Genomic DNA, 12,567 nt, shown 5'->3' with positions numbered 1-12,567 from the left:
GGCGGCGCCTGCGCCATAGTCGAAGCGAACAGACGGGAGGCGACGGATGCGCATTCAGGCGATGACAGCGGCGGCGGTTCTGGCCCTGACGGCGGCGGCCTGTTCCGGCGCCGACGAGGCCCCGCCCGCCCCGACCGAGGCGCCGGCGCCCCTGCCGCAACCCCTGCCTCTGGGCCGCGAAGGCGCCTATCAGGCCGCGAGCGGCGATCCCGAGGGCTTCGTGCGCGCCCTCTACGCCATCTACGCCGCGCCGGATCGGACCGCGCCGGAACCGGGCCGTGATCCGCTCTACACCCGCACCCTGAACGCCCTGGTCGGTGAGGACTTCCGCCGCGCGACCGGCGGCAAGCCCTGGCTGGACGGCGATCCCGTCTGCGACTGCCAGGACGGCGCGGTCGTCCTGACCTCGGTCGCGGTGACGCAGACGGACCGGAACACCGCCGAAGCCGCCGTCGTCTTCACCGTCGACGGTCAGGAAAGACGCCAGACCCTGAAACTGTCCCGCGAAGCCACGGCCTGGCGGGTCGCCGACGTTCTGGTGGCGGGGCGTCCCGCGCTGTCGGAGAGCCTGCTGAAGGCGATCGGGTAGCGCCGACGAGGACGATATGAACGCAACATTGTCCTGCAAGAAGGCAGCGCCCGCCACTTCCACGGGGCTTGGCTTGCGATGATTGAAACAGAACGACTGCGTCTGCGTGGTTGGCGCAATAGGGACAAGCCTCGCTTTGTCGAGTTCGCCGATACGCCCTCCATGATGGCGCACATGGGAGGCGCGCGAGCGGTGTCAGAAATCGATGCGCTGATCGATCAACAAATGGCGATGCAGGCCGCTCACGGCCTTTGCATGTGGGCCATGGAAGAGAAGAATTCCGGACGCGTTATCGGGATTTGCGGCCTTCGCTTTGGAGGGCACCCGGGCACCCCCGTCGAAGACGAACTGGAAATTGGGTGGCGGGTTGCGGAAACCGAATGGGGCAAGGGATATGCCCTGGAAGCGGCACAGGCGAGCCTCGCGTGGGGCTGGCGGCACACGGAGCGATCACGGATCGCAGCGTGGACAGTGCTTTCCAATCGGGCTTCATGGGGCTTGATGTTGCGCCTAGGGATGGTGCGACGCTCCGATCTTGATTTTGACCATCCTCGTTTCGAGCAAGGCCATCCTCTGCAAAGGCACGTCACCTACGTGGCTGAAAGGCCCGCGATGCTTTGATGACGTCGCCTTCTGGCTGCCTGCTGTAACGCGCCCCCAGACGACCGAGCAGCCTACTTCAGCCCAGCACGGCCCGCGCCGCCGTTGCATCCGCCTCGATCTGGACCTTGAGCGCGTCCAGGCTGTCGAACTTCATCTCGCCGCGCAGGAAGGCGACCAGTTCGGTTTCGACGGTCTGACCGTAGAGGCTTTCGTCGAAGTCCAGCAGCCAGACTTCCAGCAGGGGTGCGTCGATCTCGAACATGGGGCGGACGCCCAGGTTGGCGACGCCCTTGACGACCCGTCCGTCCGGCAGTCGGGTGCGCGTCGCGTAAACCCCATAGGCGGGGCGCATGTAGTCGCCCATGGCGATGTTGGCGGTGGGAACGCCGATGGTGCGGCCGCGCTTGTCGCCGTGGATCACCTCCCCCTGGATGGCGAAGGGGCGGCCCAGGATGGCAGCGGCGCGGGCCATGTCGCCGGCCTTCAAGGCCTCGCGCACGGCCGAGGACGACAGCTTCAGGCCCGAGACGTCATCGATGCGGTCGGTGACGGAGACGGTGAAGCCCAAAGCCTCGCCATAGGACCGCAGCGCCTCGGGCGAGCCGGACCGTCCCTTGCCGAAGGTGAAGTCGAAGCCGACCGCGGCGTGGGTTATGCCCAGACCTTCCGACAGGACGCGACGGGCGAACGCCTCATCGCTCATCGCCGCCAACTCGCGGTCGAAGGGGATCAGATACAGGCGGTCGACGCCCAGCGGGGCCAGGGCGCGCGCCATCTGGTCCGCCGTCATCAGGCGAAAGGGCGCGGCCTCAGGCTGGAACAGGCGGCGCGGATGCGGATCGAAGCTGACCACGCCCAGCGGGACGCCCAGCCGTTCGGCGGCGGCGCGGGCCGTGGCGATCACCGCCTGATGGCCCCGATGCACCCCGTCGAAGGCGCCGACGGCGACCGCCGCCCCGCGCTGCGAGACGGGCAGGTTGCGCCAGCCGCGGATCACCTCGACCGTCACCGGCTTCAGCCCTTGGCGGGCTTGCGACGCCGGGGGACGCGGACGACGGCGACGCCGTCCATGATCAGCTTGTCCTCGACAAAGCCTTCGCATTTCAGCGTGGCGCGCGCGCTTTCCTGCTCGACCTCCATCACCGTGATGACGATGCGCACCGTGTCGTCGATCCGCACCGGGAAATGGAAGGCCAGGGTCTGGGAGATATAGATCGCCCCCGCGCCCGGCAGGATGGTGCCGACCACGGCCGAGCCAAAGGCGGCGCTGAGCAGGCCGTGAGCGATGCGGCCGCGATAGGCGGTCTTGGCCGCGAAGGCCTCGTCCAGATGCACCGGATTGAAGTCGTCCGACGCCTCGGCGAACAGGCGAATTCGGTCCTCGGTGACGTGGACCGTCTTCTCTGCGGCCATGCCGACGTGGAGTTCATCGAGGATGTAACCGCCCGACGGGTGCTGTGTGACGTATTCGACCATAGCCGGGCTTTACGGCAGGTGTGACGAAATGGCGAGCCTCACCACGCCAGTTCGAGCGCGGCGTAGCGGGCGAAGGTCGTCTCGGCCCGGAGCAACTCGGCCGCGCGGGCCGGATCCAGCGTGCCATCCGCCGCCTTGGCGGCGTCGCCGTGGATGCCCTGGGCGATGAACAGGCAGTCCAGTGCCTGCTCGGCGGCGCCCAGAACGTCCGTCACCACGCCGTCGCCGATGCACAGGACGCGCGAGCGGTCGACAGGGCGACCCATCAGCGCCTGCGCTTCCCGCAGCGCCAGTTCGTAGATCGGGCCGAACGGCTTGCCGGCCATGACCACCCGCCCGCCCATCGATTCGTAAAGATCGGCGATCGCGCCGCCGCAATAGATGATCTGGTCGCCGCGCTGGACGATGCGATCGGGGTTGGCGCAGATCATCTCCAGATCGCGCGCGACCGCGGGGACCAGCCGTTCACGGTAATCCTCAGGCGTCTCGTTCGCATCGTCGTAGGGACCGGTGACGGAGATGAAGGCGGCGTCCGTGGCGTCGTGAGCGCTCTCGAGGTTCAGGCCCTCATACAGCACGAAGTCGCGGTCCGGGCCGATGATCCAGGCGGGGCCGGGCGCGCGGCGGGTCAGTTCGGCGCGGGTGGCGTCGCCCGAGGTGACGAAGGCCTTCCAGCTGTCGCGCGGCACGCCCAAGGCGTCCAGTTGCGCAACAACGTCCGACGACGGCCGCGGCGAGTTGGAGATCAGGACGACATGGCCGCCCTTTTCGTTGAACTTGGTCAGGGCCGTGCAGGCCGTGGGCCAGCTCTCGCGGCCATTGTGGATCACGCCCCAGACGTCGCACAGCAGGATGTCATAATCGTCGGCGACGGCGGACAGGCGAGGCAGGGCGTGAGGCAGGGTCATAGGCCGGTTATAGCCGCCGGGACGCCGGGGGAAAGGCCGCAAGCGCCCCCTCCCCGCCATGGGGCGTGGTCGCTTTCCCTCTTCGCCCTCGCCTCTCTTCCTGCTAACCGGCTTTCAGCATGAAAATACCTCGCATCGCCTACGCCGCCTACGGCATCGCCCTGGCCGTCATCGTCCTGGACCAGTTGACCAAGGCTTGGGTCCTGGGCGTGATCGACGCCTCGCACATCTCGCAGATCCGCGACGGCTATCGCATCGCCGAGGTCGCGCCGCCGGTCTTCAACCTGACCTATGTGCTGAACACGGGCGTCAGCTTCGGCCTGTTCGGCGGCGGCGCCGGGCGCTGGATCCTCAGCGCCTTCTCCGTCCTGGTCGCAGCCGTCCTGGCCTGGTGGGCGACGCGCGCGGATCGGCGGCTGCTGGTCGCGGCCATCGGTCTGGTCATGGGCGGCGCCCTGGGCAACGTCTTCGACCGCATCCGCTTCGGCGGGGTCGTGGACTTCCTCGACTTCTCGGGAACGGGCCTGTTTCCGTGGATCTTCAACGTCGCCGACAGCGGCATTACGGTCGGCGTCGTCCTGCTGATCCTCGACAGCTTCCTGTCAGAACGTCGTCCGACGGTTGGCGCGGCCAACGAAAAGTCGTAATCACCCCCTCTTCACTATCGTCCCGAGCCAGCGCCATTGGGCGCGCCTCCCGGAGCCGAGCTGACCCTATGCGTATCCGTAGCGCCTTCACCGTGGCCCTTTTCGCCACCACCGCCCTCAGCCTGACCGCCTGTTCGAGCATGAAACAGAGCATCGGCCTGACCAAGGTCGTGCCGGACGAGTTCGTCACCGTCGCCAGCGCGCCCCTGTCGGTGCCGCCGGAATACGGCCTGACCCCGCCCTCGCCGGGCCAGCCGCGTCCGCAGGAACTGGCCCCCGAAAGCGCCGCCCGTCAGATCCTGCTGGGTCAGCGCCAGGCCGTGACCCGCACCGGCGGCGAACAGGCCCTGGCCGCTCAGGCCGGCGCCGACCGCGCCGACCCCCTGGCCCGCTATGTCGTCGACGACGAGTTCGGCGACCTGGCCCACAAGGAAGAGGGCTGGGCCAACCGCGTCATGTTCTGGCGCAAGAATGATCCGGCCACCCAGGCGCCGACCGTCAGCCAGACTACCCAGGGCGCCGTGACCATCGACGCCAACTCCGAACACGCGCGGCTTCAAGCCCTGACCGGCGCGCAACAGGGCATCACCATCGCCCCGCGCAAGGATCGCGGCTTCAAGCTGCCGGGCCTGTAAGAAGGCCGAATGGCCAAGAGATCAAGGGGCGCGTTCGTTTCGGCGGACGCGCCCTTTTTCGTTAGCGCATCTTCTTTCCTCCCCATTTCATGGGGAGGTGGCGCGGCGGCGAAGCCGACGAGACGGAGGGGGCGACCCGCCGTCAGGCCGTCAGGACGCGCGGCAGTTTGAACGAGACGGTCTCGCGCTCGCCGTCGTCCTCGGTCACGGTCGCGTCGAAGCGTCCGCGGATGGCCTCGATCAGGGCCTCGATCAGCGGCTCGGGCGCCGAGGCCCCGGCGGTCACGCCGACGGTCGTCACGCCGTCGAACCACGACCAGTCCACATCGCGCGCGTCATCGACCAGCCGCGCGTCGCCGGCCCCCGCCTTCAGAGCCACATCGACCAGACGGGCCGAGTTGGACGAGTTCTTGGAGCCGACCACCAGCACCAGCTGGCAGCCCTCGCCCAGGCGCTTGACCGCTTCCTGCCGGTTGGTGGTGGCGTAGCAGATGTCTTCCTTGTGCGGGTCCGGCAGTTCCGGGAAGCGCCGCTTCAGCGCCGCCAGAATGTCGGCGGTGTCGTCCACCGACAGGGTGGTCTGGGTGGCGTAGGCCAGAGGCTGGTCGCCGGGGCGCTGGAAGGTCTCCGCGTCCGCCGCCGTCTCGACCAGGCTGATGGCGCCGGGCGGCAACTGGCCCATGGTGCCGACGACCTCGGGGTGGCCCGCGTGGCCGATCAGGATGATGTGCCGGCCCGCCGCGTGATGGCGCTCGGCCTCGACATGGACCTTGGACACCAGGGGGCAGGTGGCGTCGAGGAACAGAAGTTCGCGCGACCGCGCCGTGGCGGGGACCGACTTGGGCACCCCGTGCGCCGAGAAGACGACCGGCCGGTCGTCGGGGCATTCGTCCAGTTCCTTGACGAAGACCGCCCCCATGCCCTTCAGCCGTTCGACGACATGGCGGTTGTGGACGATCTCGTGGCGGACATAGACGGGGGTGCCGAATTTCTCGATGGCGCGCTCCACGATCTGGATCGCCCGGTCCACCCCGGCGCAGAAGCCGCGCGGCGTGGCGAGGCGCACGCTCAGGGGGCGGCGCTCAAGGGCGGAGGGCGAGCCAGAGGACGAGACTGAGGACAAGACGGGCGCGTTCATGGCTGGAACCTAGTCGCTCGCGCGCCTTCCCGCCACCGGCTGCATGGTCGCGTTTGCCGCGCCTCGCTTTAGCCGCTATCACCACCGAGCGTGGCCTGGTCGGACGCCCGATCGTCCCGCGCCCCTTTCGACTGCCGGAAAGCTCCTGATGCGTCGCGTCCTGACCGCCCTCGCCGCCCTCTCCCTCGCGGCCGCGCTGATTCCCCAATCCGCCGAGGCCCAGTCTCGCGGCCGCCAAGGCGGCCAGAAAAGCGGCAGCCAGTCGCCGGATCAGGGCACGTCGCAGCGCTCGCGCGAGGTGCGCATCGCCCCGTTGAACCGCCGCGCCAACGCCGGCCCCTGCCCCTATGTGAAGGTGCTCTACGACGCGGCCCGCTATGTCGAGCTGGCCGACTTCAACCGCCCCTCGGCCGCGGGCGTCGGCTTCACGGGCGAGATCGAAGGCGTCTCGGCCGACTGCGCCTATCGCGGCGCCGATCCGATCCGTCTGGACTTCAACATCCTGTTCAACCTCGGCAAGGGACCGCAAGCCAGCGGCGACACCCGCACCTATCGCTATTGGGTGGCGGTGACCGAGCGGAACACGGCCGTCCTGGCCAAGGAATATTTCGACCTGCCGGTCAATTTCGACGGGCAGCAGACCGCCTCGATCCAGAAGGCCGAGTCCATCGTCATCCCCCGCGCCGACGCCACCACCAGCGGCAACAACTTCGAGGTCCTGATCGGCTTCGACGTCACGCCCGAAATGGCCGAGTTCAACCGCTCGGGCAGCCGCTTCCGCGTCACCGCCGGCCAGACCCAACCGAACGACTAATGACCGATCTCAGAACCTCCCTGGGCGAAGCGGTAGCCGCCGCCTTCGCCGCCGAAGGCGTGGACGCCGCTCTCGCCCGCGTCGTCGCCTCCGACCGTCCCGATCTGGCCGACTTCCAGTCGAACGGCGCGCTTGCCGCCGCCAAGGCGCTGAAGGCCAATCCGCGTGAGCTGGCCGCCAAGGTCGCCGAGCGCCTGGCCGCCGACCCGCGCCTGTCGTCGGTCGAAGTCGCCGGTCCCGGCTTCATCAACCTGAAGCTCTCCAACGCCGCCCTGGCGCAGCGCGCCGCCGAGGTCGCCGCCGACATGACCCTAGCCGGCGCCTCGCTGAACACGCCCGCGCGCAAGGTCGTCATCGACTACGCCGGCCCCAACGTGGCCAAGCCGATGCACGTCGGCCACCTGCGCTCGTCGATCATCGGCGAGAGCCTGAAGCGCCTGTTCCGCTTCCGCGGCGACATCGTCTGGGGCGACGCCCACTTCGGCGACTGGGGCTTCCAAATGGGCCTGCTGATCACCGCTTGCGGCGACGAGCATCTGGCCGACGCCTTCATGGCCGACGGCGACGGTCCCTTCCCCCCCGACAGCCCGGTCACGCTGGAAGACCTTGAGCGCCTCTATCCGCAGGCCGCCGCCAAGGCCAAGGAAGACCCCGCCTTCCGCGACCGCGCCCGCAAAGCGACGGCCGAACTGCAGGGCGGCCGTCCGGGCTACCGCGCGCTGTGGGCTCATTTCGTCGCCGTCAGCCGCACCGCGCTGGAGCGTGAGTTCGGCGCGCTCGACGTCACCTTCGACCTGTGGAACGGCGAGAGCGACGCCGATCCCCTGATGCCCGAAATGCTGGCGCACCTGAAGGAGACCGGCCTGCTGGTCGAGGACGACGGCGCCCAGGTGGTTCACGTCGCCAGGCCCGGCGAGACCCGCAAGAAGAAGCTGGCCGACGGTTCGGTCATCGAGGCCGCCAGCCCGCCGCCCCTGCTGGTGGTTTCGTCGGAAGGCTCGGCCATGTACGGCACGACCGATCTGGCCACGATCCTCGACCGCCGCAAATCCATCGATCCCGACCTGATCCTCTACGTCGTCGACGAGCGTCAGGCCGAGCATTTCGAACAGGTCTTCCGCGCCGCCTATCTGGCCGGCTACGCCCCCGAGAAGTCGCTGGAGCACCTCGGCTTCGGCACCATGAACGGCGCCGACGGCAAGCCGTTCAAGACCCGCGCGGGCGGGGTGCTGAAGCTGCACGACCTGATCACCATGGCCACCGACAAGGCGCGCGAGCGTCTGCACGAGGCCAAACTCGGCGACGACCTGCCGGAAGCCGAGTTCGAGGACATCGCCCGCAAGGTGGCGGTGGCGGCGCTGAAGTTCGCTGACCTGTCGAACAACCGCACCACCTCCTACGTCTTCGACCTCGACCGCTTCATGAGCTTCGAGGGCAAGACCGGCCCCTATCTGCTGTATCAGGCCGTGCGGGTGAAATCCCTGCTGCGCAAGGCGGCCGATCAGGGCGTCGCGACCGCCGCCATCGCCATCAACGAACCGGCCGAGCGCGACCTGGCCCTGACGCTGGACGCCTTCGACGCGGCCACGGCCGACGCCTATGACAAGCGTTCGCCCAACCTGATCGCCGAGCACGCCTATCGGCTGGCGCAGAGTTTCTCGAAATTCTACGCCGCCTGCCCGATCCTGGTCGCGCCCGACGCCGCCACCAAGGGCTCGCGCCTGGCCCTCGCCGCCGCCAGCCTGCACCAGCTCGAACAGGCGCTGGAACTGCTGGGCATCGAGACGCCGGAGCGGATGTAAGACAACTTCCTTCTCCCGATGGGAGAAGGTGGCCCGAAGGGCCGGATGAGGGTCGACGCTTTCAGTCGGCATTAGCCGCCGCGCGCCCTTGCCTATTTCTCCGTCATCCTCGGGCTTGTCCCGAGGATCCAGACGCTAAAGCGTTTCTGTGCTGAGTTTCGACTTCAAACGTCGCGTTTATGGATCCTCGGGACAAGCCCGAGGATGACGCGCCTAGAAAATCCACGGCTGACGCGGGGAACCCTGACCGCTAGACTTCAGGCCAAGCTACGGAGCCTCCCCCCATGTCCCTCGACGCCTTCATCGCCGGCCTGCCCAAGGCCGAACTGCACCTGCACATCGAAGGCTCGCTGGAGCCCGAACTGATGTTCGAACTGGCGCAGCGCAACGGCGTCGCCATTCCCTATGACAGCGTCGAGGCCGTGCGTGCGGCCTATGACTTCTCCAACCTTCAAGACTTCCTCGACATCTATTACGCGGGCGCCGCCGTGCTGCTGACGCGTCAGGACTTCGAGGACCTAGCCTTCGCCTATTTCCAGCGCGCCGCCGCCGACAACGTCCGCCACGCCGAGATCTTCTTCGATCCCCAGACCCACACCGACCGGGGCGTGCCCTTCGGCGTGGTGGTCGAGGGCCTGATCGCGGGCATGGACCGAGCCAAGGCCGAGTTGGGCGTGACCAGCGGCCTGATCCTCAGCTTCCTGCGCCACCTGAGCGAGGACGAAGCTTTCGCCACGCTGGAGGCCGCCAAGCCCTATCTGCACCACTTCATCGGCGTCGGGCTGGATTCGTCCGAGGTCGGCCATCCGCCGGCCAAGTTCCAGCGCGTCTTCGCCGCCGCCCGCGACCTGGGCCTGAAGCTGTGCGCCCACGCCGGCGAGGAAGGCCCGCCCGCCTATGTGCACGAGGCCCTGGACCTGCTGCACATCGACCGCATGGACCACGGCAACCGCTCGATGGAGGACGAGGCCCTGATCGAACGCCTGGCTGCGTCCCAGATGACGCTGACGGTCTGCCCGCTGTCGAACCTGAAGCTGCGCGTGGTCAAGGACCTGAAGGACCACCCCGTCCCCGAGATGCTTCGCCGCGGCCTGCACGTCACCCTGAACTCGGACGACCCCTCCTATTTTGGCGGCTATGTGAACGCCAACTACATCCAGCTGGCGAAGGCCGTGGGCCTGACGCGGGAGCAGGTCGTGCTGCTTGCCAAGAACAGCTTCGAGGGCAGCTTCCTGCCCGAGGCCGACAAGGCGGCGCGGCTCGCCGAAGTGGACGCCTACGCGGCGACGCACTGAACCTCGTCGCCCGTCTCCCCTCTCCTGCCGTCATCCTCGGGCTTGACCCGAGGATCCAGCGTCGTGGCAAGCTGGCGCGTGATGGATCGTCTGCCGCGCCGATCCAGCGACGGCTTGCGGGCGGACAGCCCGATCCTCGGGTCAAGCCCGAGGATGACGGCTTAAGAGAGCGGCAGCCCCCCGATTCAGGCCGCCGCGATCTGATCGACTTCGTTGGCCGAGCCCAGGGCCACGGGGATGCGCTGGTGCAGGGCGGTCGGGGTCACGTCCAGAATGGCCTGCACGCCGTCCGTCGTCGCCTTGCCGCCCGCCTGTTCGATCAGGAAGGCCATCGGATTGCCCTCGTACATCAGACGCAGCTTGCCCGGCTTGTTCGGCTCGCGCGCATCCCACGGATACAGGAACACCCCGCCGCGCATCAGGATGCGGTGGACGTCGGCCACCATGGCGGCGACCCAGCGCATGTTGAAATTCTTGCCCCGGGGACCGTCGGCGCCGGCCAGACAGCCGGCGATATAGCGTTGCACGCTTTCGGCCCAGTGGCGCTGGTTCGACATGTTGATGGCGAACTCCTTGGTGTCCGCAGGCACCGTGATCGCTCCATGCGTCATCAGCCACTGGCCGTCGTGCGACAGGGTGAAGCCCGCCACGCCCTGGCCCGTGGTCAGCACCAGCATGGTCTGGCCGCCGTAGAGGCAATAAAGGGCCGCGGCCTGCTGGCGGCCCGGCTGCAGGAAGTCGGCCTCGGTCGGCTGGGCCGACGGCGACTTCAGCACCGAGACGATGGTGCCGACGGGGGCGTTGATGTCGATGTTGGACGAGCCGTCCAGCGGGTCGAACAGAACCAGATACTCGCCCGCCGGGTTCGTCGCCGGCTGGACCGTGTCCATTTCCTCGGACGCCACCCCCGCCACGACCGGGCAGGCCAGCAGGGCGTGGGTCAGGACGTCGTTGGCGATGACGTCGAGCTTCTTCTGCTCCTCGTCCTGCACGTTGACCGCGCCGGATGCGCCCAGGGCGCCGACCAGGGCCCCGCCCGACACCACCTTGCGGATTTCGACGCAGGCGGCGGCGGCGACCGTCAGGGTCTCGGTCAGGCCCTGCGGCAGATCGAGAGACGCAAGGTGGGCGGCGAGGTCGGTGCGGGCGGTCATGGCGTCCTTCAATCCTGTCGCGAGGGCGGCGTTTGCGCTCCTCATGGCCCTTCGGATCGTTCGCGGCAAGCCCGGCGCCGCTTGACTTCGCGCCGGAGTCGGGGCCTTAGGTCGCACGCTCTCGCGGGAGAGATCGGCGGTCGTGAAACGGCTGTCGGAGCCGAAGGCGCAACCGCCCCGGAAACGCTCAGGCAAAAGGACCGCGAAAGCGCACGGACGCTGGAAAGTCGCCGTATGGCGCGCCGACGGAGCAAGGCCGACCTCGATCGGGGGCGGTCGGAATCTCTCAGGCTTCAGGACAGCGGGGGCGCGACGACGGCGAAGCTATCGCCGCAACCCGCGACCCGGAGTGCGCCATGAGCGACCAGGCCCTGAAGACCACCCCTCTCAACGCCGCGCACCGCGCGCTGGGCGCCCGCATGGTCGGCTTCAGCGGCTATGACATGCCGGTCCAGTACGAGGGCGTGCTGGCCGAGCATCGCTGGACCCGCGAACACGCCGGCCTGTTCGACGTCTCGCACATGGGTCAGGCCAAGCTCACCGGCGCCGACGCCATCACCCAGTTCCAGCGCTTCGTCCCCGGCGACTATGAAATCCTGAAGGCCGGCAAGCAGAAGTATTCCCTGCTGCTGAACGCCGAGGGCGGCATCATGGACGACCTGATGGCCGGCAAGCCCGACCATGACGGCCTCTATGTCGTGGTCAACGCCGGCAACAAGGACGCCGACTTCGCCTTCTTGAACGCCAACCTGGCCGGCGACGCCAAGCTGACGGTCCTCGACGACCGCGCCCTGATGGCCATCCAGGGGCCGGAAGCCGCCGAGGTCATGGCCGCGCACGAGCCGGTCCTGGCCGAGATGGGCTTCATGGATTCGGCCCGCCTGATGCTGTTCGGCGTCGACTGCTTCGTCTCGCGCTCGGGCTACACCGGCGAGGACGGTTATGAGATTTCCGTGCCGAACGCCGACGCCGAGCGTATCTGGAACCTGCTGCTGTCCGACGCCCGCGTGAAGCCGATCGGCCTGGGCGCCCGCGACTCCCTGCGCCTCGAAGCCGGCCTGCCGCTGCACGGCCACGACGTCGACGCCGCGACCAGCCCGGTCGAGGCCGCGCTGACCTTCGCCCTGTCCAAGTCGCGCAAGGAAGCCGCCGACTTCAATGGCGCCAAGCGCATCCTCAAGGAACTGGCCGACGGCCCGTCGCGCGTCCGCATCGCCCTGATCGTCAAGGAAGGCGCCCCGGCCCGTGAAGGTGCCGAGATCGCCGACGCCGATGGAAACGTGATCGGCGTCATCACCTCGGGCGGCCCCTCGCCGACCCTGGGCCGCAACATCGCCATGGGCTACGTCCCGCCGGCCTTCGCCGCGCTGGGAACGGACCTGAAAGTCATCGTGCGCGGCAAACCCGCCGCCGCCGAAGTCGTCGCCACCCCCTTCGTGGCGACCCGCTACTATCGGAAGCCGAAGGCCTAACGCCCTCTCATTCCGTCATTCTCGGGCCTGTCCC

13 protein-coding genes and 1 riboswitch are annotated in these 12,567 nt (G+C 68.3%); of the genes, 8 read left to right on the top strand and 5 right to left on the bottom strand.

The genetic code is table 11. The annotated features are described in order from the left end of the window. Positions 1–46: 46 nt before the first annotated feature. Positions 47–589: a DUF3828 domain-containing protein gene (locus AB4Y68_RS09575; protein WP_441455351.1), complete on the top strand. Its 543-nt coding sequence runs from the start codon at positions 47–49 to the stop codon at positions 587–589. 78 nt (positions 590–667) lie between these two features. Continuing rightward, positions 668–1,210, top strand: a complete 543-nt coding sequence (locus AB4Y68_RS09570) for a GNAT family N-acetyltransferase (protein WP_441455350.1) — start codon at positions 668–670, stop codon at positions 1,208–1,210. Between the two features lie 58 nt (positions 1,211–1,268). Here AB4Y68_RS09570 and AB4Y68_RS09565 read toward each other — a convergent pair whose 3' ends face one another. Genes AB4Y68_RS09565 through AB4Y68_RS09555 form a run of 3 tightly spaced genes read right to left on the bottom strand, consistent with a single transcriptional unit; the run spans position 1,269 to position 3,576 of the window. Further along, entirely contained in the window at positions 1,269–2,201 is a 933-nt protein-coding gene (locus AB4Y68_RS09565; protein ID WP_441455349.1) for a bifunctional riboflavin kinase/FAD synthetase, read from the bottom strand. A gap of 5 nt (positions 2,202–2,206) precedes the next feature. Beyond that, the gene (locus tag AB4Y68_RS09560; RefSeq protein WP_441455348.1) at positions 2,207–2,668 is read right to left on the bottom strand and encodes a MaoC family dehydratase; all 462 of its coding nucleotides are present in this window, start codon (positions 2,666–2,668) and stop codon (positions 2,207–2,209) included. Positions 2,669–2,706: 38 nt separating this feature from the next. Then, positions 2,707–3,576 (bottom strand): TIGR01459 family HAD-type hydrolase, encoded by an 870-nt coding sequence (locus tag AB4Y68_RS09555; protein WP_441455347.1) that lies wholly within the window; start codon positions 3,574–3,576, stop codon positions 2,707–2,709. Between the two features lie 119 nt (positions 3,577–3,695). Between AB4Y68_RS09555 and lspA the strand changes: the two genes are divergently transcribed. After that, on the top strand, positions 3,696–4,223 hold the full coding sequence (gene lspA, locus AB4Y68_RS09550; protein ID WP_441455346.1) for a signal peptidase II: 528 nt from the start codon (positions 3,696–3,698) through the stop codon (positions 4,221–4,223). A gap of 68 nt (positions 4,224–4,291) precedes the next feature. Further along, positions 4,292–4,858: a DUF3035 domain-containing protein gene (locus AB4Y68_RS09545; protein WP_441455344.1), complete on the top strand. Its 567-nt coding sequence runs from the start codon at positions 4,292–4,294 to the stop codon at positions 4,856–4,858. Positions 4,859–5,000: 142 nt separating this feature from the next. Here the strand turns inward: AB4Y68_RS09545 and ispH are convergent, their stop codons facing one another. Beyond that, positions 5,001–5,996 (bottom strand): 4-hydroxy-3-methylbut-2-enyl diphosphate reductase, encoded by a 996-nt coding sequence (gene ispH, locus AB4Y68_RS09540; protein ID WP_441455343.1) that lies wholly within the window; start codon positions 5,994–5,996, stop codon positions 5,001–5,003. A gap of 148 nt (positions 5,997–6,144) precedes the next feature. Here ispH and AB4Y68_RS09535 point away from each other — a divergent pair, with 148 nt between their 5' ends. The 3 genes from AB4Y68_RS09535 to AB4Y68_RS09525 all read left to right on the top strand — a co-directional run bounded on the left by AB4Y68_RS09535 (position 6,145) and on the right by AB4Y68_RS09525 (position 9,907). Next, entirely contained in the window at positions 6,145–6,810 is a 666-nt protein-coding gene (locus AB4Y68_RS09535; RefSeq protein WP_441455342.1) for a Tat pathway signal sequence domain protein, read from the top strand. Continuing rightward, complete coding sequence (argS, locus tag AB4Y68_RS09530; RefSeq protein ID WP_441455341.1) at positions 6,810–8,612, top strand: arginine--tRNA ligase; 1,803 nt, start codon at positions 6,810–6,812, stop codon at positions 8,610–8,612. The genes AB4Y68_RS09535 and argS overlap by 1 nt, the downstream gene beginning before the upstream one ends. Before the next feature lie 284 nt (positions 8,613–8,896). Next, positions 8,897–9,907 (top strand): adenosine deaminase, encoded by a 1,011-nt coding sequence (locus AB4Y68_RS09525; protein WP_441455340.1) that lies wholly within the window; start codon positions 8,897–8,899, stop codon positions 9,905–9,907. A gap of 185 nt (positions 9,908–10,092) precedes the next feature. Here the strand turns inward: AB4Y68_RS09525 and AB4Y68_RS09520 are convergent, their stop codons facing one another. Next, complete coding sequence (locus tag AB4Y68_RS09520; protein ID WP_441455339.1) at positions 10,093–11,061, bottom strand: class 1 fructose-bisphosphatase; 969 nt, start codon at positions 11,059–11,061, stop codon at positions 10,093–10,095. Positions 11,062–11,175: 114 nt separating this feature from the next. After that, positions 11,176–11,274: riboswitch (glycine riboswitch) on the top strand. A 143-nt stretch (positions 11,275–11,417) separates the two neighbouring features. Here AB4Y68_RS09520 and gcvT point away from each other — a divergent pair. Continuing rightward, the gene (gcvT, locus tag AB4Y68_RS09515; RefSeq protein WP_441455337.1) at positions 11,418–12,533 is read left to right on the top strand and encodes a glycine cleavage system aminomethyltransferase GcvT; all 1,116 of its coding nucleotides are present in this window, start codon (positions 11,418–11,420) and stop codon (positions 12,531–12,533) included. Positions 12,534–12,567 lie beyond the last annotated feature (34 nt).

Origin of the sequence: Brevundimonas sp. 2YAF1 (genome assembly GCF_052114745.1) — a bacterium.
Classification (GTDB): domain Bacteria; phylum Pseudomonadota; class Alphaproteobacteria; order Caulobacterales; family Caulobacteraceae; genus Brevundimonas.
Note: the sequence above shows the minus strand (reverse complement) of the source record. Positions and strands in the feature narration are given on the sequence as shown.

Coding starts and splice junctions, on each gene's coding strand:
- AB4Y68_RS09575 (WP_441455351.1), top strand. CDS start 47: ATGCGCATTCAGGCGATGACAGCGGCGGCGGTTCTGGCCCTGACGGCG.
- AB4Y68_RS09570 (WP_441455350.1), top strand. CDS start 668: ATGATTGAAACAGAACGACTGCGTCTGCGTGGTTGGCGCAATAGGGAC.
- AB4Y68_RS09560 (WP_441455348.1), bottom strand. CDS start 2,668: ATGGTCGAATACGTCACACAGCACCCGTCGGGCGGTTACATCCTCGAT.
- AB4Y68_RS09555 (WP_441455347.1), bottom strand. CDS start 3,576: ATGACCCTGCCTCACGCCCTGCCTCGCCTGTCCGCCGTCGCCGACGAT.
- lspA (WP_441455346.1), top strand. CDS start 3,696: ATGAAAATACCTCGCATCGCCTACGCCGCCTACGGCATCGCCCTGGCC.
- AB4Y68_RS09545 (WP_441455344.1), top strand. CDS start 4,292: ATGCGTATCCGTAGCGCCTTCACCGTGGCCCTTTTCGCCACCACCGCC.
- ispH (WP_441455343.1), bottom strand. CDS start 5,996: ATGAACGCGCCCGTCTTGTCCTCAGTCTCGTCCTCTGGCTCGCCCTCC.
- AB4Y68_RS09535 (WP_441455342.1), top strand. CDS start 6,145: ATGCGTCGCGTCCTGACCGCCCTCGCCGCCCTCTCCCTCGCGGCCGCG.
- argS (WP_441455341.1), top strand. CDS start 6,810: ATGACCGATCTCAGAACCTCCCTGGGCGAAGCGGTAGCCGCCGCCTTC.
- AB4Y68_RS09525 (WP_441455340.1), top strand. CDS start 8,897: ATGTCCCTCGACGCCTTCATCGCCGGCCTGCCCAAGGCCGAACTGCAC.
- AB4Y68_RS09520 (WP_441455339.1), bottom strand. CDS start 11,061: ATGACCGCCCGCACCGACCTCGCCGCCCACCTTGCGTCTCTCGATCTG.
- gcvT (WP_441455337.1), top strand. CDS start 11,418: ATGAGCGACCAGGCCCTGAAGACCACCCCTCTCAACGCCGCGCACCGC.